This window comes from Lysinibacillus sphaericus, assembly GCF_005217585.1.
Classification (GTDB): Bacteria; Bacillota; Bacilli; order Bacillales_A; family Planococcaceae; genus Lysinibacillus; species Lysinibacillus sphaericus.
In genome coordinates, this window is the sequence record NZ_SZPT01000001.1 from 71,454 (window position 1) to 92,451 (window position 20,998).

The window sequence follows — 20,998 nt, forward strand, 5'->3', positions numbered from 1 at the left end:
GAATCATTGTACTTAAAAATGTGAAAATAACTTAAAAATGAAAAGGATGTATAAACATGGCATACTCATTATGGAATGACCAAATCGTTGAAGAAGGATCTATTACAATTTCACCAGAAGACCGTGGTTATCAATTTGGTGATGGTATTTACGAAGTAATCAAAGTATATAACGGGCATATGTTTACAGCACAAGAGCACATCGATCGTTTCTATGCTAGTGCCGAAAAAATTCGCCTTGTTATTCCTTATACAAAAGATGTATTACACAAATTATTGCATGATTTAATCGAAAAAAATAATTTAAATACAGGTCATGTTTACTTCCAAATTACACGTGGAACAACTTCTCGTAACCACATTTTCCCGGATGCAAGCGTACCAGCAGTGCTAACAGGTAATGTTAAAACTGGTGAACGTTCAATTGAAAATTTCGAAAAAGGCGTAAAAGCGACATTGGTTGAAGATGTTCGTTGGTTACGTTGTGATATTAAATCTTTAAATTTACTTGGCGCGGTACTTGCGAAACAAGAAGCATCTGAAAAAGGTTGCTACGAAGCCATTTTACACCGTGGAGATATTATCACAGAATGTTCTTCTGCTAATGTCTATGGTATTAAAGATGGTAAACTTTATACGCACCCAGCAAATAACTACATCTTAAATGGTATTACACGCCAAGTTATATTAAAATGTGCCGCTGAAATAAATTTACCAGTGATTGAAGAGCCGATGACAAAAGGCGATTTATTAGCAATGGATGAAATTATTGTGTCTTCTGTTTCATCTGAAGTGACACCGGTTATCGATGTGGATGGTCAGCAAATTGGTGCAGGTGTTCCTGGTGAATGGACTCGTAAATTGCAAAAAGCATTTGAGGCAAAATTACCAATTTCAATTAATGCCTAATCTGTATAAATGATTAAAAAGAGCTACCTAAAACTTGGTTATTCGCCAAGTTAGGAGGGTAGCTCTTTTTTATAGAACAAAATATGCATGTATTCTCCTGAAACGTCATGTAAAATAAAAAAGATAGCGCCTTTAGTCGATATCACGGTGATACCGACTAGTAACGAGGCGAATTTGATATGGGGCAGTAAGATTGGAGTGACCTAAACATGGCACAATTAGTGAAAATACAAGATTATATTTCACGTTATCAAATTGATTTAGCTAGATATCCAACTCAATTTGTACGTTTAAAGAAAAGCCAATGGGATCGAATTAAACGTCAATGGGAATTGGGCGAAGATATTACCGAGTGGCAGCATACTGCGAATGAAAAAGACAATGATGTATTGGAAGAAAAAGAGCGCTTCTCACTCTTTAAAAAGATTTTTGCAGGGCGACACAAAGAAGACGTGCAAGAAGATATTGAGCAAATGGACGTTACAAACGATTTGACAAATGACGAAGATATGATCCCTGAAGAAGAAACAACTTTATCATTTGAACCGAATATAGTGTACGCACCTCAGTCTATTCATGAGTTGAAGCGAATGTTTATAGATCAGTTTTTTCATTTCCAAATGAAGTGGGCGAGTTCCACTTTGCGAGAAAAATCATATGTTGATCCTCGATTTTTACGTGATTCTTTGTTACGAACATTGCTACAAAAATTACCAGATAATTATTTAGTTTTTTACTATCCTATTTTGCAAGTGAGAAAGGCACCAATTGAGCTAGATGTTGTGTTAATGTCACCTACAGAATGTATTTGTATTACTGTACTTGAGGCAGAGAATCAAGCAGTGTATGTAGGTGGAAGTGACCGTTTTTGGGAGAAAAAAGTGGGCACAAAAGATTCGAAAGTACTGAATCCAATGATTAATTTAAGTAGAATGGAATCTGTGTTAACTCAATTATTTAAGCAAGATCAAGTCGACATGCCGATTCGCAAAGTTATTTTAACACGCAATGGCTATTTCGATTATCCAGGCTCATCTTTTAACGTTCGATTAGTAGATCGTCGTAATTATAATGAATGGTTGCATGCTTTAAGAAATGTATCATCTCCTATGAAGCATATGCAAATCCGCGCTGCACAAACAATTTTAAATAACGTCCAAACGACTTCATTTAATCGTGATATTTGGCAACAGACACCTTCAAAAGCTGAGGACTAACAGATGCATGTATTATTTATTGTCAATGAGCGTGCAGGGAATGGCAAAGGGAAAATTGTTTGGAATAGACTACAACGACATTTAACGATTGATTATCAAGTCGCTCTGACACAATATGAGGGGCATGGTCAAGAAATTGCGAGCGAGTGGGCACAAAACGGGCAAATAAAAAAGTTAATTATTGTTGTTGGTGGAGATGGCACCGTTCATGAGGTAGTTAGTGGCATTGTACATAATGATTTTGTTGTGATTGGTGTTATTAGTGCAGGCTCTGGTAACGACTTTGCACGTTATTTTCCAACATTTCAAAATGCAACACAAATTGAAGCTTACGTCAAAACGGAAATGCTTGAGCGTTCGATAGATATAGGAAAGATTCAACTAGGAACCATGCACGATGAAATATTCGTCAATAATGCAGGGCTTGGCTTTGATGCCTATGTCACAAAGCATATTAATAAGTCGCGTCTAAAATACTATTTTAATAAAATTGGATTAGGAAAACTATCTTATGCTGCCGCAGTAGTTAGGGGCCTGTTTCGTTTTACCTGTTTCGATGTAACGGTTTATGCAAACAATCAAACACAGCAATTTCAGAATGTATGGTTTGTAGCAACGAGCAATCAACCGTATTTTGGTGGAGGAATGAAAATTTCACCTATGTCTAATGCATTGGACGGCAAAATTGAATTAACCATTGTTCATAATATTGCAAGATGGAAGCTACTACTAGTTTTTGCTACTGTTTTTTTTGAGAAGCATACAACTTTCCGAGAAATAACTTTTTTACAAAGCAATCAATTTGAGATTGTTGTACATGCAAAGAGCGTTGATTGTCATACAGATGGTAACTACATTGGTGCAATTGGACAGGATACAATTGTGCGCTGTACAATCCAACAGCAAGCATGGAAATGTATAAAATTAGAAAAAACAAAAAACGTCATTTCGCAATAATATCATGCGAATATGACGTTTTTACGTTATACTATAAAAAATCAATAATTTCACTATTAAGAAATGAGGAAGAAAATTGAGATTACGAAATAAGCCTTGGGCAGAGGAAATGATTACAAATCATCCAGAGGTGATTATTCCAAATCCTGAAGACTTTAAAGGAAATTGGCAAGCGGTTTTTGGCAACAATCACCCATTACACATTGAAGTAGGTACTGGGAAGGGTCAATTTGTAACCGGAATGGCTCTGCAAAATCCAGATATTAATTATATCGGTATTGAGCTTTATGATAGTGTCATCGTTTGCGCATTAGAAAACATTCTTGAAGCTAAATCTCCAGCGAATTTACGTTTGTTAAAAGTAAATGGCGCAGATTTAAATAAATTCTTTGAAAAAAATGATGTAGACCGCGTGTATTTGAATTTCTCAGATCCTTGGCCAAAATTACGCCATGCAAAGCGTCGTTTAACGCATGAGGGTTTTTTGAAATTATATGAGTCGATTCTAGTGGATAACGGGGAAGTTCATTTTAAAACGGACAACCGTGGACTGTTCGAGTATTCGTTAGTTAGTATGTCTGAATATGGTATGTTACTGAAGTATGTATCACTCGACCTACATGCAAATATGCCAGAAGATAATATTATGACAGAATACGAGCAGAAATTTTCTGCTAAAGGTCAGCCGATTTATCGCTTAGAATCGCAATTTATTACAAAATAATAGATAGCAGGGGGAGTAAGGATGGATCAGTTAAAGTTTCACAATATGACATTATCATGGCTAAACGGGGGTGTCACTTGCCTTGATGGCGGTGCAATGTTTGGCGTAGTACCAAAACCACTTTGGTCACGTAAATATCCAGTAAACGAAAACAATCAAATTGAATTACCAACAGAGCCTATTTTAATTCAATATGGTGAAAAAAATTACCTTATTGATACGGGTGTCGGTTTTAACAAATTAAATGAAAAGCAACTACGAAACTATGGCGTAACAGAGGAATCCACGCTAGCTGATAGTTTACAAGAGCTTGGTCTAACAACCGCTGATATCGATGCAATCTTAATGACACATTTACATTTTGATCATGCGGGTGGTCTAACGCAATGGGAAGGTGAAGTTTTAGTTCCTACATTCCCAAATGCTAAAATCTATGTAACACAAATTGAATGGGATGAAATGCGTGAGCCAAATATTCGCTCAAAAAATACGTATTGGAAAGAAAACTGGGAGCCTGTACAGCATTTAGTTGAAACGTACGAAAGCTCTTTAGAGGTAGCTCCTGGCATTGAAATGATCCACACAGGTGGTCATAGTGATGGACATGCCATCATTAAGTTGTCACAAAATGGTGAGGTCATGATACATATGGCCGATATTATGCCAACGCATGCGCATCAAAATCCTTTATGGGTGTTAGCATATGATGATTATCCGATGACGAGTGTATTTGCCAAGGAACGAATGATGAAAGAAGCTTTAGCAAACGGCTACAGTTTTATTTTCTACCATGATGCGTATTATCGAATGGTGAAATGGAATGAAACAGGTAAGGAAATGGTTGCTAAGTTAGAACGCAGTAGACAAGCGGTTATAACATTTTAATCATAGGACACACATGTGAACTAGACTATAGGCAAGCGAAAGATTTGACGCTTGCCTGTAGTCTTTTTTATTTATCTTGCTGTAATTGTTTATGTGCCTGGCACCGATATTTTTTGTGCAGTTTTCAGCTAGTTGTAAACGACTACTTTCTGACTATGGATGGAATATGCTGTTTACCGATATTGGTATACAATATTCTGAATATTTTATATTGACCGATTAGTCTAATATTAATATACTGAGATAACATCAACGAGCGTTATATTGTCAGAAGGGAAATGAACTACAATGAAAAATTTTATTAATAATGTACTAACCGGTATGAGTATGGGGATTGTCGTTTGTTTAATTCCAAACGCATTAGTTGGAGAAATATTAAAATTAATTATTCCCTACGTACCTCAGTTAGAAATTATTTTAAATACATCGGTTTTAGCTATGAGTCTATTGCCAGTTGTAATAGGTGTAATGACAGGTATTTGCTTTAAATTAACGCCTGTTCAAACATGTAGCGTTGGACTAGCTGCATTTGTTGGTAGCGGTGTCTATACAATTGATCCGGATGCAGGCATTACCATCGCCGGTATTGGTGTGGTAATTAATATCGGGATTACGACAGCTTTGGCTGTACTGTTTGTGCAATTTTTAGGAAATAAGCTGAAAGATTTTACACTTCTTTTAATGCCTGCACTTGCTATGTTCGTACCTGGTTTAATCGGAAATGCCATTTTACCGTATGTGCGTACAGGCTCAGGCTATGTTGGTCTGATAATTGAGCATTTAACGACATTACAACCTGTTGTAATGGGCTCGCTAATTGCCATGATCTTCTCTATCTTAATCATTTCACCAATCTCTACAATCGGTGTTGCGACAGTTATTATGTTATCAGGCATCGGTGCAGGTGCAGCAAATCTTGGTGTTTGTGCATCTGGCGTCGGAATGTGTATTGCTAGTTATAAAGCAAATAATATTGGAACAGCCATTGCCCATGTTGCGTCAGCAAAAATTCAAATGCGTAATTTTTTCATGAAACCTAAAATAGCATTTCCGATGATTATTACTGCGGGAATATTAGGGGCATTAGCAGGTCTGTTTGAAATCGTAGGTACCCCATACAGTGCAGGTTTCGGTTTAGGTGGTTTTGTGGGACCGTTGAAATATTTAAGTTTAGTCGGATGGACACCTTATACAATCACTGTAGCTGTTACATTATTTATCGCCTTACCAATTATATTAAATGTCATCTTACTGCGAATCTTCTCGATGAAATTGAAATGGATTACATCCAATGATTACAAAGTACATTATGAATAATGGAAAAGTCTCCGTATGGGGGCTTTTTTTTCGTGAACATTTTGGAAAATGTGATACACTAAAAGCTATACTAAAACACAAAAGAGAGTTGAAATAACGATGGCAACGGAGCAACCATTTTTACCAGTATTATTAGGATCAGATATGAATGCATACGGCATGGCCCGAGCATTTTATGAAGCATATGGCATTAAGCCACTTGTATTAGGACGTTCACATTTAACAGCAACACAGGATAGCCATATATTGGAGTTCCAAGAAATCGATCGTTTAAATGAACAAGACGTATTTGCACCAGCCCTTGCACAAGTTGCAAAACAATACGCCGATAAAAAATTACTGCTACTTGCTTGTGGCGATGATTATGCAAAACTAATTATTAAAAACAAACCGGCTCTACAGGAGCACTTTACAGTACCTTATATTGATGAGTCATTAATGGATGAAATATTATTGAAAGAAAATTTTTATAAAATGTGTGAGAAGTACGACTTTAAGTATCCAGGTACAACAACAGTTACAGCTAAAAACTATCAAGACTTTACACCACCATTTGACTATCCAATTATTTTAAAAGCGTCCAATTCAGTGGAATATTGGGCTTGTAAATTCCCAGGAAAGAAAAAGGTCTTCGTTGCACATGATGAAGCGGAAAAAACGGCTATCTTAAAAGCGATTTATAGCTCTACTTACCAAGATACAATGATTATTCAAGAATTCATCCCTGGTGATGATTCGTATATGCGCGTGTTAAATGCATATGTAGGAAAAGACGGGAAAGTGAAGCTAATGTGCCTAGGTAACCCAATTTTGGAAGAGCATTCACCTGAAGGAATTGGTAGTTATGCAGCAATCGTAACGACATATGATAAAGCGCTGATGGATCAAGTGCGCCACTTTTTAGAAGATATCGGCTATACGGGCTTTGCTAACTTCGATATGAAGTATGATATTCGCGATAAACAATATAAGTTATTTGAAATTAATTTACGTAACGGTCGCTCAAGCTATTATGTAACCGCAAGTGGTCATAACTTAATGAAATATGTAGCGGATGACCATATGTTAAATATTGAGCAACAGTTAACATATGTTGAGGATAAACATTTATGGATGATTATTCCGAAAGGTGTGCTATTTAAATACGCATCAAACGAAAAGCTTAAACTAGAAGCGCAAAAATTGATTCGTGAAGGAAAGTGCACCAATTCACTTTACTTCAATCAAGATATGAATCCAAAGCGATGGGTAAAGCTTACGCTAAATAATCTAAACTATTACCGAAAATATAAAAAGTATTTTAATAATAAAGGTCTAGAAGAATAAGATTACGTAAAAGGAGGTATAACACATATACCTCCTTTTATTTGATTTCTCTCGGAGTAAGGTGATTTACCCGCGAAAAGGTGAAGAATACCCGCGGAGTGAGGTGATTTACCCGCGAAAGGGAGAAGAATACCCGCGGAGTAAGAAGATTTACCCGCGGAAGGGTGAGGAATACCCGCGGAGTAAGAAGATTTACCCGCGAAAGCGAGGAATACCCGCGGAGTAAGGTGATTTACCCGCGAAAGGGAGAAGAATACCCGCGGAGTAAGGTGATTTACCCGCGAAAGCGAGGAATACCCGCGGAGTAAGGTGATTTACCCGCGAAAGCGAGGAATACCCGCGGAGCAAGAAGATTTACCCGCGAAAGCGAGGAATACCCGCGAAACAACGAAAAACAACTTGAGCAGCATCGTTCATCCTTCACTACATATATGTAGTTATAAAGAAAATAGCATATGGACGTATCACAATGTCCACATGCTATTGTAACGGATTATGTTTAGACTTCGATTAGTTCTACGACAACGCCAGAGCGTGCGTCGGCAGCGAACTCGAATGTTTGCATTTCACCCTCGTGCATGCGAGAAATCCCACCACGATAAACGGGAATTGTCATAAAACCATTTGTGAAATTATCTGTTTTCATAAAGATCCAAGAACCGTCTATTGGCGCATCTTTTTTAAATTCCTTTTTTATGTTTTCAAGTACTTGTCCTGCTGGCACATACGGAGAAACTTTTTCACTGGCTTCTTTAATAATGACTGCCGCGGCGAGGCCTGTTGCAACACCAATTAAAAAATCACGTAATTTCATGGGTTTTTTCCTCCTTTTCCTATAGCTCTATTTTAGCATAGCACAAAGAGTGAATGCACGTTCATTGCAAAGGACTTTTATGAAATATATCAATATTTCGACTTCTGAAATAATTATGATACAATAAGCAAGGAAGAAAATTCTACTTCGTGGGGAGAGAGTCATCATGAATGAGGAAACATTACAATTATTTAAAACTTTAACTGAATTACCGGGTGCACCAGGCAATGAACATGCAGTACGTGCATTTATGCGTTCAGAGCTACAGAAGTACTCAGATGAGGTTATCCAAGATCATTTAGGTGGTATTTTTGGTGTCAAGCATAGTGAAGTAGCAGATGCCCCTAAAATACTTGTAGCAGGTCATATGGACGAAGTAGCATTTATGGTTACATCTATTACTGATAATGGGTTAATTCGTTTTCAAACACTTGGAGGCTGGTGGAACCAAGTGATGCTTGCACAACGTGTAGAAGTATATACTAAAAACGGTGCAATTCCAGGTGTAATTTCATCCATTCCACCGCATTTACTTACAGATGCAGAACGTGCAAAACCAATGGAAATCAAAAATATGCTGATTGATGTCGGCGCGGACAATAAAGAAGATGCGATTGCTCTTGGCGTTCGCCCAGGACAGTCGATCATCCCAGTATGTTCATTCACGCCGATGGCCAATCCGAAAAAAATAATGGCAAAAGCGTGGGATAATCGCTACGGCTGTGGACTGGCGATTGAATTAATGAAAGAAGTGAAAGATGAAAAATTAGCTTCTCATTTATATTCAGGTGCCAATGTTATGGAAGAAGTTGGGTTACGTGGCGCTCAAGTGTCAGCAAATATGATTCAACCTGATTTATTTTTCGCGTTAGATGCATCACCTGCGAACGATATGTCTGGAGATAAAAATCAATTTGGTCAACTTGGTAAAGGGACATTATTACGAATACTTGACCGTACAATGGTCACACACCGTGGTATGCGTGAGTTTATTTTAGATACGGCAGAATCTAATCATATTCCATATCAGTATTTTGTATCTCAAGGCGGCACCGATGCTGGTCGTGTACATACATCAAATGACGGTGTACCAAGTGCTGTGATTGGTGTGTGCTCGCGTTATATCCATACGTCAGCATCGATCATTCATATTGATGACTATGCAGCAGCTAAAGCATTAATCGTAGAATTAGTGAAAAAAGCAGATCGTTCGACATTAGAAACGATTCGCGCTAATGTATAAGTAACAGAAAAGATGCCTTTAGGGCATCTTTTTTCTATGTAAAGAAAGAGGGATATCAATGGAAATAGCGATTGGGACAACGAATAAAGCGAAAATCCAAGCAGTGCAAGCGATTGTTAATCAATATTTTGAAAAAGTAAATTTTATATATTTTAAAGCCGCCTCACAAGTATCAGAGCAACCTTTAACTACGGAAGAAACAAGATTAGGGGCCATCAATCGGGCGAAAAATACAGCCCTTGCGACCGATGCAGCACTATCCTTTGGACTTGAAGGTGGCGTCACTGAAATAGATGGTGTGATGTATGTCTGCAATTGGGGAGCACTAACATTAGCTGATGGGACAACGTTTACGGCAGCAGGTGCACAAATTATTTTGCCAGAAGAAATTGCCCAGGAAATAAGGGGTGGCAGGGAGCTTGGTCCTGTAATGGAACAATATACGCAACGTCTAGATATTCGTCAAGGCGCAGGGGCTGTAGGTATTTTTACGCAAGGGATAGTGAGTAGACAGACAATGTTTGAGCATATTGTCGCGCTGCTTGTTGGACAATATTTGTTCACATTAGCACAAAGATAGTGTCTTAGAACTAGTGAGAACGAAGCAGTGAAGTTGCAACTTATCTAGAATTTTTTTAAAATAGAAAAAAGTTAGCAATGAAAGGGAGATTGAAATGTCTTATGCAAGGCTTCAAGCATTAGGTTTACTGCTATTACTTTTGGGGCTTTCGGGTTGTAATCAATCGGTTGATGAACAAATTGCTAGTGGACTTCAAATGACAGAAAAGGTATTTGCAGAAGAGCCAGAAGCGTATACCGACAAAATTGATCAAATTCAACTTTTTTTACCGTCAAAGTTCAAAATTGAGGATAGTTCAGATGCCTATAATATTTTAATATCAAAAGGAACGAATTCTTATATTCTTTTTATCAATGATCGTGAACAAAACGATAGTAAGCTTTATTATAATCTGCTAAAAGAAGATCGTTCAAAGAAAGTCATTAATGAAACTACATATGACAAGGATGGTATTTTCGGCTTCTCTGCGGTGTCTAAAACAGATAATAAAGATGAATTTGAGTTAATTGTCAGCAGTGGTGGTGTAAAAATGACGACTATTTCACCAGCAAATAATATTGAAAATAATCTTCATGAGATGACGAAAATCGTTCATTCGGTTAAGATTAAATAATTGCATCGTTTGAAGAGCGGTTCACAAATCTATGTGAGCCGCTTCATTATGAAGAAAGGACGTGAGCGAATTGAAACAAATAAAATCAGAGCAACTTGTGTCCCTATTAAAAAAACAGTTAAATGAGCAAAAGTTTGATTTTCAATTTGATAAAAAGCAAGATAAATTACGCTTAAATCATAAAAAACTAGACAAAGGGATGGAGCTTTCTTTACCAGGTATTTTAGCAAAATATAATGAAAAGCAAGAAGCGGCGATTGCAGAAGTTGTCTATACGATTGAGCAAACTTTTTTAGCAATGGAACAGGAGCAGGAGCAAGGCTTTAAACAATCTGGGCAAATCTACCCGGTTATTCGTGCTACATCTTATCCGAAAGCTTCGAAAGAAGGACATGCTTTTATCACAACGGAGCATACTGCCGAAACACGTATTTTCTATGCACTCGATTTAGGAAAAACGTATCGCTTTATTGATGAATCCATGTTAGAAACGTTAAAATTAACTGTAGAGCAAATCCGAGAAATGGCGCGTTTTTCTGTTAAGCAACTACCAACCAATTATAAGAAAGACGAAGTAGCTGGCAATGTCTTTTATTTTATTAATGCCAATGATGGCTATGATGCCAGTCGTATTTTAAATGAAAGCTTTTTAAAAGATATGCGCTCAAAAATTGAAGGGGATATGACTGTATCTGTACCTCATCAAGATGTATTAATACTAGGTGATATTCGCAATGAAACAGGGTATGATGTATTAGCACAGATGACGATGCATTTCTTTACGGTAGGAACAGTACCGATTACGTCATTATCATTTATTTATGAAGATGGAGAGCTAGAACCAATCTTTATACTAGCAAAAAACAGAGTAAAGAAGGAGCAAGAAAAACAATGAATGTATTTTACAACAAAGAACATGTGGGAGATGTCCTATTAGTACAATTAGCAACAGAGGCAATTGTGAAAACAGAGGTAGAACGTGCTGGTGATATTGCCATTTTAAAAGAAGCACAAACAGGGGAAATAAAAGCATTTAACTTATTTAATGCAAGTAAGTATGTGCAAGTTGAGGCGCAGGGGAATGTAGAGATTACACCAGAATTTGTTGCACAGCTTGAAGCTGCTATTAGGAACAATGGAGCTACAATTAGCCTGGATGTAGATTTTTCACCTAAATTTGTTGTGGGCTATGTAGAAACAAAAGAAAAGCATCCAAATGCTGATAAATTAAGTATTTGTACTGTCAATGTAGGAGAAGAAACGCTACAAATTGTATGTGGTGCACCGAACGTTGATGCTGGTCAAAAAGTAGTCGTTGCTAAAATTGGAGCTGTTATGCCATCAGGTATGCTGATTAAAGAAGGCAATTTACGTGGTGTTGACTCTTTTGGTATGTTATGCTCAGCGCGTGAATTAGCCATTCCTAATGCACCATCTGAAAAAGGTATTTTAATTTTACCTGAAGATGCTGTAGTAGGTAGTGCATTTGAAACACCAAGCCGTTAAACGAATAAGTTTGAAGCAAAAATCGTTATGCTACCAATAGCTGGTGGTATAACGATTTTTTGTCTAGATTGAGCCTATAAATACGAGTTTCTATATCATTTTTATGGTATGCTTTTTGATGTGGACATTGAACATAGTTTTAGTACCCGATTTTAATAGTCTTAGACAATGCTATAAAAGAAGTGTAAGAGAAATGAGTGAAACAACGTGAATTGGTTTAAAAGAAAATTAGATAAAATTTTAAATAGAGATGACTATGAATATGAAGAATATTACGAAGAGTATGAGGAGCAACCGCAGCAGCAACAGCCGATAAAGGAGACGCAAGCACCTTCACAAAAAGCTTTTCGTTTCCCTTTAATTGACGATGAACCAGAGTTGCCGCAACCTGCTTCACAACCAAAAGAAATGTTTAATCAAATGGACGATGTATATGGCCAAATTGAAGATTTATCTTTACCAAAACATTTAAATCATCAAGTTGTAGATTCCCGTGTATATGACATAGAAGTTTCTGGAATTCGTGAGCTTTTAGAAAATCGTTCGAAACGAACTGGCCGAACGACAATTTCACGTGTTCAACCTAAGCAAGAATATCCGACAAAAGCGAGTATGGTTTTTCGTGATGCACAAGTTGAAGCAACACCTGTTATAAAAGAACCACAAGTGAAACAGGAAAATACTGCCGAAATTATGGCGCAAAATCGTAAACGTTTTGTACCAACGGATGTTCCTTCGCCAGTTTATGGTTTTGCAAAACCAAGTCCAATCGAGCAATTATTAAATAAACGCAAGGAGGAACATGAAGCGGAAAAGCCCTCCATTGCTATGATTGCAAAAGAAGCGACAACAAATAAGCCTATTGAAAATATACTAGAAGAAAAAGAGCCTACCATTACGCCAAATGATTTACATGAACAGCTTGAGATATCAAGCTTAAAGGAAGTGCCAGCGAAGCATTCAAGTGAATTTGAGGATGTTGAAGTGATAGAGCAAAGTCAAGCAATCGTTGATGCGAATAGCAAAGCTACTTCGAAGCAACCAATTACTTTTGAAGAAGTTGAAGTGGCAGAGTCAAGCAAAGTAGCTTTTGAAGCATCTACGGAAGCAACACCAAAGCAGCCGATTACATTTGAAGAGCTTGAAATTCCAGAGCAGAGCGAACTGACAGATAAAGCAGATATAGAGCTACCTATACCACAAACAACATCTTTTGCTGTAAATTTTGAAGCTCAAATTAAAGATGCTGTGCAACAAGAACTAGCTGTTGAACAGCTATCAGCAGATCAATCCGAAATTCATGTAAAAGAAGTCGTTGTGGAACAATTACAAATAGAGAATTCCACAATCCATATTGGAGAAGTGACGGTTGTTCAGCCGACGAGTGAAGAAAATGAACAGCAGGTAGTCGAGGAGTCATCTTTAAAGCAAGAAAAGAGTCGCATTCCATTTAATGTCTTAATGTTAAAAACAGATAAAGAAAAATGGCGCATTTCACAACAATTAAAATCGAAAGTGCCAGCGACTACAGAAAAAATACAAAGCGAGATAGCGGTTACTTCCGATGATGACAAAATCGACGATGGAGCATTGTTAGAAAATGTAAATACATCTTCAATAGAGACATCATCCCAAGAACCTTTTTCCAAAATGACAGAATCTAATAGTAATCCTGTTATCACGATGTCTCCTGTTGCAACAATGACGCGGATGCCAACTGAAAAACAGTCAATTGAAGCGGATGCAAATGAGGTAAAACCAGTATCACCGATTATCACAAATGAAATGCGCCAAGCAGAGCAGCTAGCGATTAAAGTGGATACTGTTGAGAAAAATCCAGTATCACCGATTGTCACAAATGAAGTAAGCCAAGCAGAACAGTCAGCAAGTGAAGCGGATGCACATGAAGCAAATCCAGTATCACCGATTGTTCCAAATGCAATTCATCAAGCAGAACAGTTAGCAAGTGAAGCGGATACACTTGAAGAAAATACACCACCGTTTGTTGCAAATGCTTTACGCCAAGCAGAACAACCAGCAATTACAGTGGATGCAAGTGAAGAAGTTTCTGCAACGCTTTTTGTCGAAACGGATTTATTACATGAAAAAACTATCGCACAATCAAATGATAATCAAAACATCATTGAGGAGAAACTTAATGATTCACTGGAAATTTTAAATATAGAGCCTGAAAAAGAAATAACACCTCAAAAGCCTATTCATGTGTACCAAAAGCCAACGGATGAATTTTTGGAGCCACCTGAGGAGAAAACACAGGATACAGAGTGGATGGAGCAACAAGGGGATACACTAGTTGAAGCACTATCTTATTTCCAAGTGTCAGCACAAATTGAATCGATTATGCAAGGTCCTGCCGTTACTCAATTTGAAATTACAGTTAGTCATGGTACAAAGGTAAGTAAAATTCGTAATTTAGCAGATGACTTAAAACTGGCTTTAGCTGCAAAAGACATTCGAATACAGGCGCCGATTCCTGGAAAGAGTTCGATCGGAATAGAAATTCCTAACCGTGTCTCTCGTGCTGTTCGTTTATCGGAAGTGACAAATAGTGCGTCATTCCTCGATTCTGATTCACCACTTGAAGCGGCACTTGGTCTCGATTTAACAGGGAAGCCAGTGACAATTGATTTACGAAAAATGCCACATGGCTTAATTGCTGGGGCGACTGGTTCAGGAAAGTCTGTTTGTATCAATTCCATTTTGGTTAGTTTATTATATAAAGCTGCACCGCATGAATTAAAACTTATGCTGATTGACCCAAAAATGGTAGAGCTTGCGCCATTCAATCATATTCCCCATTTAGTCAGTCCGGTTATTACGGATGTAAAGGCTGCAACAGCAGCGTTAAAATGGGCTGTAGAGGAGATGGAGCGTCGTTATCAGCTATTTGCACATGCAGGTGCGCGTGATATTACACGTTATAACGCTTTAGCAGATAAAAACAATGAGCATAGTTTAAAATTACCCTATATTTTAATTGTCATTGATGAGTTAGCAGACTTAATGATGATGTCGCCAGCAGATGTTGAGGAAGCGATTTGTCGGATTGCGCAGAAGGCACGTGCTTGTGGTATTCATTTAATTGTTGCCACGCAAAGACCTTCTGTCGATGTTATTACAGGTCTAATTAAATCTAATATCCCTACCCGTATTGCCTTTGCGGTATCTTCACAAATCGATTCACGTACAATATTAGATGGGCAAGGGGCAGAGCGCTTACTAGGACGAGGCGATATGTTATATCTAGGTAATGGCATGTCGGCACCTGTACGTTTGCAAGGGACGTTTGTAACAGATGATGAAATAGAAGCGATTATCGATCATGTTCGTGAGCAAGGTGAACCAGATTATATATTCGATCAAGAGGAACTTTTAAAGAAATCAGAAGTTACTGCAGAGCAAGATGATTTGTTTGAGGATGTTTGTCGCTTTGTTTATGAAGCAGGTGGAGCTTCGACTTCTCTTATTCAACGCAAGTATCATATCGGTTATAATCGTGCTGCACGTTTAATTGATATGCTGGAATCACATGGTTTTGTGTCAGAAGCACGAGGTAGTAAACCGCGTGAAAGTTATATTACTGAGCAAGATTTAATTGCTATGTTTGAATAAGAATTGCGGTGTTTTCGTCAAGATTATCTGACTTTCGTCAAAATTAGTTTTTTTAGAAAAGTTGCACATTTATCCTTGTGCATAAATAGTGCTATAATAGACAAGATGTTTTAACAAAGTACGTATTTTTCTGTACGTGTAAAGGTATTAATACCTAGTACAAAATACGATACACCTAATAGATGATAGATGGGATATTGTATTTCCCGGGGGGTTTAATTAATGACAGTTTTTCATTTCACAGGCATTAAAGGTTCTGGCATGAGTTCGCTTGCACAAATCTTATTTGATGCTGGTGAACAAGTACAGGGCTCAGATATTGATAAGTATTTCTTTACGGAACAACCGTTACGTGAACGAAATATTCCAATTTTTACTTTTAATGCGGATAATATTAAAGAAGGTATGACAATAATCGCAGGGAATGCTTTTCCTGATGACCATCCTGAGTTAGTGCGAGCACGTGAAATCGGTGTGGAAATTATTCGTTATCACAAATTTCTTGGTGAGTATATTGGCAATTACACATCCATTGCCATTACAGGTGCGCATGGCAAAACCTCTACAACGGGCTTAATGGCGCATGTTGTTGGCGGATATAAACCAACATCGTATTTAATTGGTGATGGTACTGGTGCAGGACATGAAAATGCAAACTTCTTTGTGATGGAAGCATGTGAGTATCGTCGACACTTTTTAGCCTATAATCCTGATTATGCAGTAATGACGAATATTGACTTTGACCATCCGGATTACTTCGCGAACATTGAAGATGTATATGCAGCCTTTCAATCACTTGCCTTACAAGTGAAAAAAGCAATTATTGCTTGTGGTGATGATGAGCATTTGCAACGTATTCAAGCGAAAGTGCCTGTTGTTTATTATGGGTTCGGAGCTGAAAATGACTTCGAAGCACGTAATGTTGAAAAAACAACAGAAGGCACAACATTTGATGTATTTGTTCGCAATGAATTTTATAGCACTTTCTTTATTCCACTATTTGGCGACCATGCAGTGTTGAATACATTAGCTGTTATTACACTTTGCCAATACGAGGGTATTTCATCAGAAATTATTCAAGAACGTTTAAACACATATAAAGGTGTAAAAAGACGTTTTACGGAATCGAAAATCGGGGATCATGTGTTAATTGATGATTACGCACATCACCCAACAGAAATACGTGCAACGATTCAATCGGCTAGACAAAAATATCCAGAACGTGAATTGGTAGCTATATTCCAGCCACACACATTCACACGTACGCAAGCATTTTTACAGGACTTTGCTGATAGCCTTAGTTTGGCAGATGCAGCATACCTTTGCGATATTTTTGGTTCAGCAAGGGAAACGCAAGGTGCACTGTCGATTCAAGATTTAGCCTCTCTTATTGAAGGAAGTGCTGTAATTACTACAGAAGGTATTGATGTTTTAACAAAGCATAAAGGCGCAGTGTTTTTATTTATGGGCGCAGGCGATGTTCATAAGTTCCAAGATGCCTTTGAAGATGTACTAAAAAACAACGAAACAGCTTAATCCGTAAGGAATAAGCTGTTTTTCTAAAATTTGAGAAGGATTTAAGTTTTATTTGTCGAAGATAAGGTAAGTAATAGTATAGAGAGAATTCTTACTAGCAGGAGGTCTATTTTATGGAAGTCATTTTGTATATCGCAGCAATTATTGCAGCAATCGGTTTTTTATTTTTGTGTGTCAGCGTCGGTATGACGTTATTTTCGCTCAAATCCATTCTTAGCAGTTTATCAGGCACATTATCAGGCATTGAGAAACAAATGGAAGGCATTACACGTGAAACGACTTCTTTGTTAATTAAAACAAATAGCTTAGCCGAAGATATTCAACAAAAATCGGAGCAGTTAAATTCTGTTGTTCATGCAGTGAAAGGTATGGGTGAGTCTGTAAATGGTTTAAATGCATCCGTACAGCAAATTACATCATCTATTTCTAAAAGCGTTGAACAGAACGAAGAAAAAATTGCGCAAGTTGTACAGTGGAGTAATGTTGCAATGGGCATTGCAGATAAATGGAAGAAGCGTAAAATTATTGAGCAGGCACCAGAAATAATGCCTGAGGACGTATATAATTTTGAACAAGTTCAATCGGACAAGCCGAAAAGAAAATGGGGTCGCAAAAAATAATTATTATTGAGCAGGTGCTTTATTGACACCTGCTGAATATAAATAAAGCCTTAGGCGATTTTCATGTGTTGCTCGCAAGTAGTAATACAGACGTCTAGGCGCATTAGATTATAAAATGGGAGGAATTGTCCATGACTACACAAAAGCCAAACTTTAACGAAGTGAAAGAACAACAACTTGAAAGTACATTACCACAGCTTTATAATTCGCAGGAATCGATCTATGAAGAGGAGCGTGTAAACATGAAAGATTTCGTCATTGGCGCTTTAGTTGGAGGTATAGTGGGGGCAGCAGCAGGGTTATTATTAGCTCCAAAATCAGGGAAAGATTTACGTAGTGATGTGGCAGTGCAAGCCGTTAATTTAAAAGATAAAAGTGCAGACTTCTCGTCAACAGCGAAGGATAAAACAGTGCAACTATCAAAACAAATTCAAGAGCAATCTTCACAATTGGTAGAGAAAGTTAAAACGCTTAAGTCTGCAAAAGCACCAACTGTTTTTGATGATGGAACGGTTTCTTTTGAAGGGGAAGAGCCACTTGATGAATTTATCGATGGTGGTGAAGTAAAACAAGAGGACGTAGTAGAAGCAACTGAACAAACTGTTGAAAAGCAAGAGAAAGCACAAGAGGTTCGAGCGTAAACTAAAGGGGAATTTAGGATTTCCTATAGAACACTACACTAGTACTAGTTGATGAAAACGGTGGTGATGACTCCTGTGAGCATGTGGAATGTACCGTAAAGCACGCATATAAGATGGCACAAACCGCGCAGGAAGCCCTCGCCGTAGCCTAACATCAACAACAAAAGTGTTAGATTGATTACAGTCAATCTAACACTTTTTCTTTTTGCACCTACTTTTTTACAATGATAAAGGTGCTTCTTCGAGTACAATTTCTAATTGATCGCCACCGAAAATTTCTGTATCAAAGGTTGCGGGCTGTCCGTTACGTAAAATCGTAAAGTTGCCTTTAAATGTTGTAGGGAGCTGCCAATTCGAGAAACGGAACACATCCTGATAAATCCAAGGACTTCGATCTTTCTCTTGAATGCTAACCGTCGCTCCATTAGGAACCGTAGAGAGCGGTGAAACAACAGCTTGATTAACAAGCACTTCATTCGTCGTTTTTTTCAACTCTAACAGTTCCTGTTGAAAATGGACAATGATTTTGTCCTCCAACAACACATTCATATGATCAGCGATTCGTTGTACAGTTGGTAACGATGGTTGGGAAAAAGTAATAATATCGTTATGTTGAACAGCATAAGACAGCTTTCCTGGTTTTCCGTTAATTAGTAAATTCGCAGAAAACGCTGGTAAATATAATGGCTTGCCATCGACGTAAATAACATATGATTCAAATTGTTTCAGTAAATTGGTATTGTTCGTCGATGTAAAAACGTCTTCTACTGTTTCCGCTATTTCATATGCGATAATATCACGATCGTTTACGAGAGCATCCATTGAAACGGATGAACCGTTAACCGTAATTTTAGGTTCAATGACATATTTTGTTTCTTGAATTGTAATCGTTTTAATGACTGCTTGATCCACTATATCTCTTATTGTAGCAGTAGCTGGAAGACCATCTTGTCCTTCTATTAGCTGAATGGCATCCCCCGTTTTAATAATTGTTTTTGTAGAGGATTGTTGTCCATTCACTAAAATTTGTGCTGGTTGACCGTGGCCACCAGGTATAAAAATATCTTGTCCGTTCACACTAATGGATAAACCATGACCTGGCTTGCCATATAATTGTTTAGCACGAATATTGGCAGCTAAAAAGGCATCGCCAACAGTCATTTCTTTTAATTCAAACAGGCGTACAATTTGTTCATTTACCGTTAAACTCATATATTGAATCGGCATTTTCTTTGCAGCAATAGCTATGCCGATAGGTGTTACTAATTCAGGGGATGCTTTAATGTGCGCTTCCTTTGTTAAATTTTGAATGGCATCGACACCGCGAACGGCAATACGATTTGCTGGTAAATCAAGTACTAGACCGATTTCAGTTGTAAGGTTAGGTGTTAAACTACCTCCACCAACGAGCATTACGGCTTTAGGAGCAGTTCGATTATTAAGACGTAATATTTCTTCTCCAATCGCCTTGGCGAGTTGTTTAACAGCTGGTTCAATTGCAGAAAGCACTTCTTCTTTAGGATAATATTGATCGAATCCTAAAATATCTTGAATTAAAATCTCCTCTGAACAATGCAGTTGGCGCTTTGCCTCCTCGGCAACAGGAAAATCAAGCAAATAATGGTCACTAAGTGCTTCGGTTATTTCATCTCCTGCTGTCGGCACCATACCATAGGCAACAACTGTACTTTTATCGGTTATGGCGATATCTGAAGTACCGGCGCCAATATCGACAAGTGCAACATTTAAACGGCGCATCGTAGGTGGAATGAGCACATTAATGGCAGCAATGGGCTCTAATGTTAGTGCATCCATCTCTAAATTTGCCCGTTTTAATGCGGCAATCAGTGATTCCACTACAACACGAGGAAGGAAAGTGGCAATCACTTCGATTTGTGCCTCGTCACCTTGCTGATCAAGAAGGCTACCAATTTCTTCACCATCTAGACGATAATAAAGGACTGAATAACCAACGCAATAATAGTGACTCGTTTTCGTATCCTCTTTATGTTGTAGGAGCTGTTGCTGGGCTTGTTGAACGGCCTGTAATTCTAAGCGACTAATATCTTCTTCAGTAAAGATAGGACGGTTACGAATATTAATGGTCACACTTGCCTGCTCGGTTTTTAATGAACGACCTGCAGCAGCAACGCTTACTTTTGATAAAGGTCCGTGCTTTTCTTCGAGCTCTTGTTTTATCTCATTAATTAACTCTGCCACGTACATGACATTATGTATTTGACCATCTACCATGGCCCGTTCTTTATGCTCTTTTACTAAAATATCTTGTACATGAAAATGATCATTATCTTCTTCTAAAATAATGCCAACAACAGAACGTGTACCGATATCAAGCGCAAATAATTTTGAACTCAATGTAATCGCTTCCTTCCTCGAAATATCTCAAAATAATTTAGCGAGTTGAAGCGCTAAATTAAAAATGCGTGACATTCTGAACAACTTTGATTATAATGATGC

The 20,998-nt window shown here is 37.8% G+C and carries 18 protein-coding genes; 16 read left to right on the plus strand and 2 right to left on the minus strand.

Annotated features, from left to right (window positions below):
* Window positions 1–56: 56 nt before the first annotated feature.
* The 7 genes from dat (at window position 57) to FC748_RS00350 (ending at window position 7,334) form a co-directional block, all read left to right on the plus strand.
* Complete coding sequence (gene dat / locus FC748_RS00320; protein ID WP_108029982.1) at window positions 57–908, plus strand: D-amino-acid transaminase; 852 nt, start codon at window positions 57–59, stop codon at window positions 906–908.
* 209 nt (window positions 909–1,117) lie between these two features.
* Window positions 1,118–2,125 (plus strand): nuclease-related domain-containing protein, encoded by a 1,008-nt coding sequence (locus FC748_RS00325; protein WP_108029981.1) that lies wholly within the window; start codon window positions 1,118–1,120, stop codon window positions 2,123–2,125.
* A 3-nt stretch (window positions 2,126–2,128) separates the two neighbouring features.
* The gene (locus FC748_RS00330; protein WP_108029980.1) at window positions 2,129–3,082 is read left to right on the plus strand and encodes a diacylglycerol/lipid kinase family protein; all 954 of its coding nucleotides are present in this window, start codon (window positions 2,129–2,131) and stop codon (window positions 3,080–3,082) included.
* Between the two features lie 76 nt (window positions 3,083–3,158).
* Window positions 3,159–3,806 carry a tRNA (guanosine(46)-N7)-methyltransferase TrmB gene (trmB, locus tag FC748_RS00335; protein ID WP_024363744.1) on the plus strand — a complete coding sequence of 216 codons (648 nt, stop codon included), beginning with the start codon at window positions 3,159–3,161 and terminating at the stop codon, window positions 3,804–3,806.
* Between the two features lie 21 nt (window positions 3,807–3,827).
* Window positions 3,828–4,691, plus strand: coding sequence for a YtnP family quorum-quenching lactonase (locus tag FC748_RS00340; RefSeq protein WP_025220337.1), 864 nt, complete (start codon window positions 3,828–3,830; stop codon window positions 4,689–4,691).
* Window positions 4,692–4,979: 288 nt separating this feature from the next.
* The gene (locus FC748_RS00345; RefSeq protein ID WP_024363746.1) at window positions 4,980–6,008 is read left to right on the plus strand and encodes a PTS sugar transporter subunit IIC; all 1,029 of its coding nucleotides are present in this window, start codon (window positions 4,980–4,982) and stop codon (window positions 6,006–6,008) included.
* A 99-nt stretch (window positions 6,009–6,107) separates the two neighbouring features.
* Window positions 6,108–7,334: a carboxylate--amine ligase gene (locus tag FC748_RS00350; protein ID WP_108029979.1), complete on the plus strand. Its 1,227-nt coding sequence runs from the start codon at window positions 6,108–6,110 to the stop codon at window positions 7,332–7,334.
* Window positions 7,335–7,833: 499 nt separating this feature from the next.
* Here FC748_RS00350 and FC748_RS00355 read toward each other — a convergent pair whose 3' ends face one another.
* Window positions 7,834–8,148, minus strand: coding sequence for a peptidase M4 (locus FC748_RS00355; protein WP_024363748.1), 315 nt, complete (start codon window positions 8,146–8,148; stop codon window positions 7,834–7,836).
* A gap of 166 nt (window positions 8,149–8,314) precedes the next feature.
* Between FC748_RS00355 and FC748_RS00360 the strand changes: the two genes are divergently transcribed.
* The 9 genes from FC748_RS00360 (at window position 8,315) to FC748_RS00400 (ending at window position 18,520) form a co-directional block, all read left to right on the plus strand.
* A complete protein-coding gene (locus FC748_RS00360) occupies window positions 8,315–9,391 on the plus strand; it encodes a M42 family metallopeptidase (RefSeq protein WP_025220335.1) in 1,077 nt (358 codons plus the stop codon).
* Window positions 9,392–9,449: 58 nt separating this feature from the next.
* Entirely contained in the window at window positions 9,450–9,971 is a 522-nt protein-coding gene (locus FC748_RS00365; protein ID WP_108029978.1) for a DUF84 family protein, read from the plus strand.
* Window positions 9,972–10,065: 94 nt separating this feature from the next.
* Window positions 10,066–10,584 carry a hypothetical protein gene (locus FC748_RS00370; RefSeq protein ID WP_108029977.1) on the plus strand — a complete coding sequence of 173 codons (519 nt, stop codon included), beginning with the start codon at window positions 10,066–10,068 and terminating at the stop codon, window positions 10,582–10,584.
* A gap of 70 nt (window positions 10,585–10,654) precedes the next feature.
* Window positions 10,655–11,479, plus strand: a complete 825-nt coding sequence (locus FC748_RS00375; RefSeq protein ID WP_081769926.1) for a DUF1444 domain-containing protein — start codon at window positions 10,655–10,657, stop codon at window positions 11,477–11,479.
* Complete coding sequence (ytpR, locus tag FC748_RS00380) at window positions 11,476–12,090, plus strand: YtpR family tRNA-binding protein (protein ID WP_108029976.1); 615 nt, start codon at window positions 11,476–11,478, stop codon at window positions 12,088–12,090. Before FC748_RS00375 ends, ytpR begins: the two co-directional genes overlap by 4 nt.
* Before the next feature lie 207 nt (window positions 12,091–12,297).
* Complete coding sequence (locus FC748_RS00385; RefSeq protein WP_108029975.1) at window positions 12,298–15,723, plus strand: DNA translocase FtsK; 3,426 nt, start codon at window positions 12,298–12,300, stop codon at window positions 15,721–15,723.
* A 222-nt stretch (window positions 15,724–15,945) separates the two neighbouring features.
* Window positions 15,946–17,259, plus strand: coding sequence for a UDP-N-acetylmuramate--L-alanine ligase (murC, locus tag FC748_RS00390; RefSeq protein WP_024363755.1), 1,314 nt, complete (start codon window positions 15,946–15,948; stop codon window positions 17,257–17,259).
* Window positions 17,260–17,372: 113 nt separating this feature from the next.
* Window positions 17,373–17,879, plus strand: coding sequence for a DUF948 domain-containing protein (locus FC748_RS00395; RefSeq protein WP_025220330.1), 507 nt, complete (start codon window positions 17,373–17,375; stop codon window positions 17,877–17,879).
* A gap of 131 nt (window positions 17,880–18,010) precedes the next feature.
* A complete protein-coding gene (locus FC748_RS00400) occupies window positions 18,011–18,520 on the plus strand; it encodes a YtxH domain-containing protein (protein ID WP_024363757.1) in 510 nt (169 codons plus the stop codon).
* A gap of 219 nt (window positions 18,521–18,739) precedes the next feature.
* On the opposite strand, the gene FC748_RS00405 is transcribed toward FC748_RS00400, so the two are convergent.
* Window positions 18,740–20,896 (minus strand): cell division FtsA domain-containing protein, encoded by a 2,157-nt coding sequence (locus tag FC748_RS00405; protein WP_108029974.1) that lies wholly within the window; start codon window positions 20,894–20,896, stop codon window positions 18,740–18,742.
* Between the last annotated feature and the right edge of the window lie 102 nt (window positions 20,897–20,998).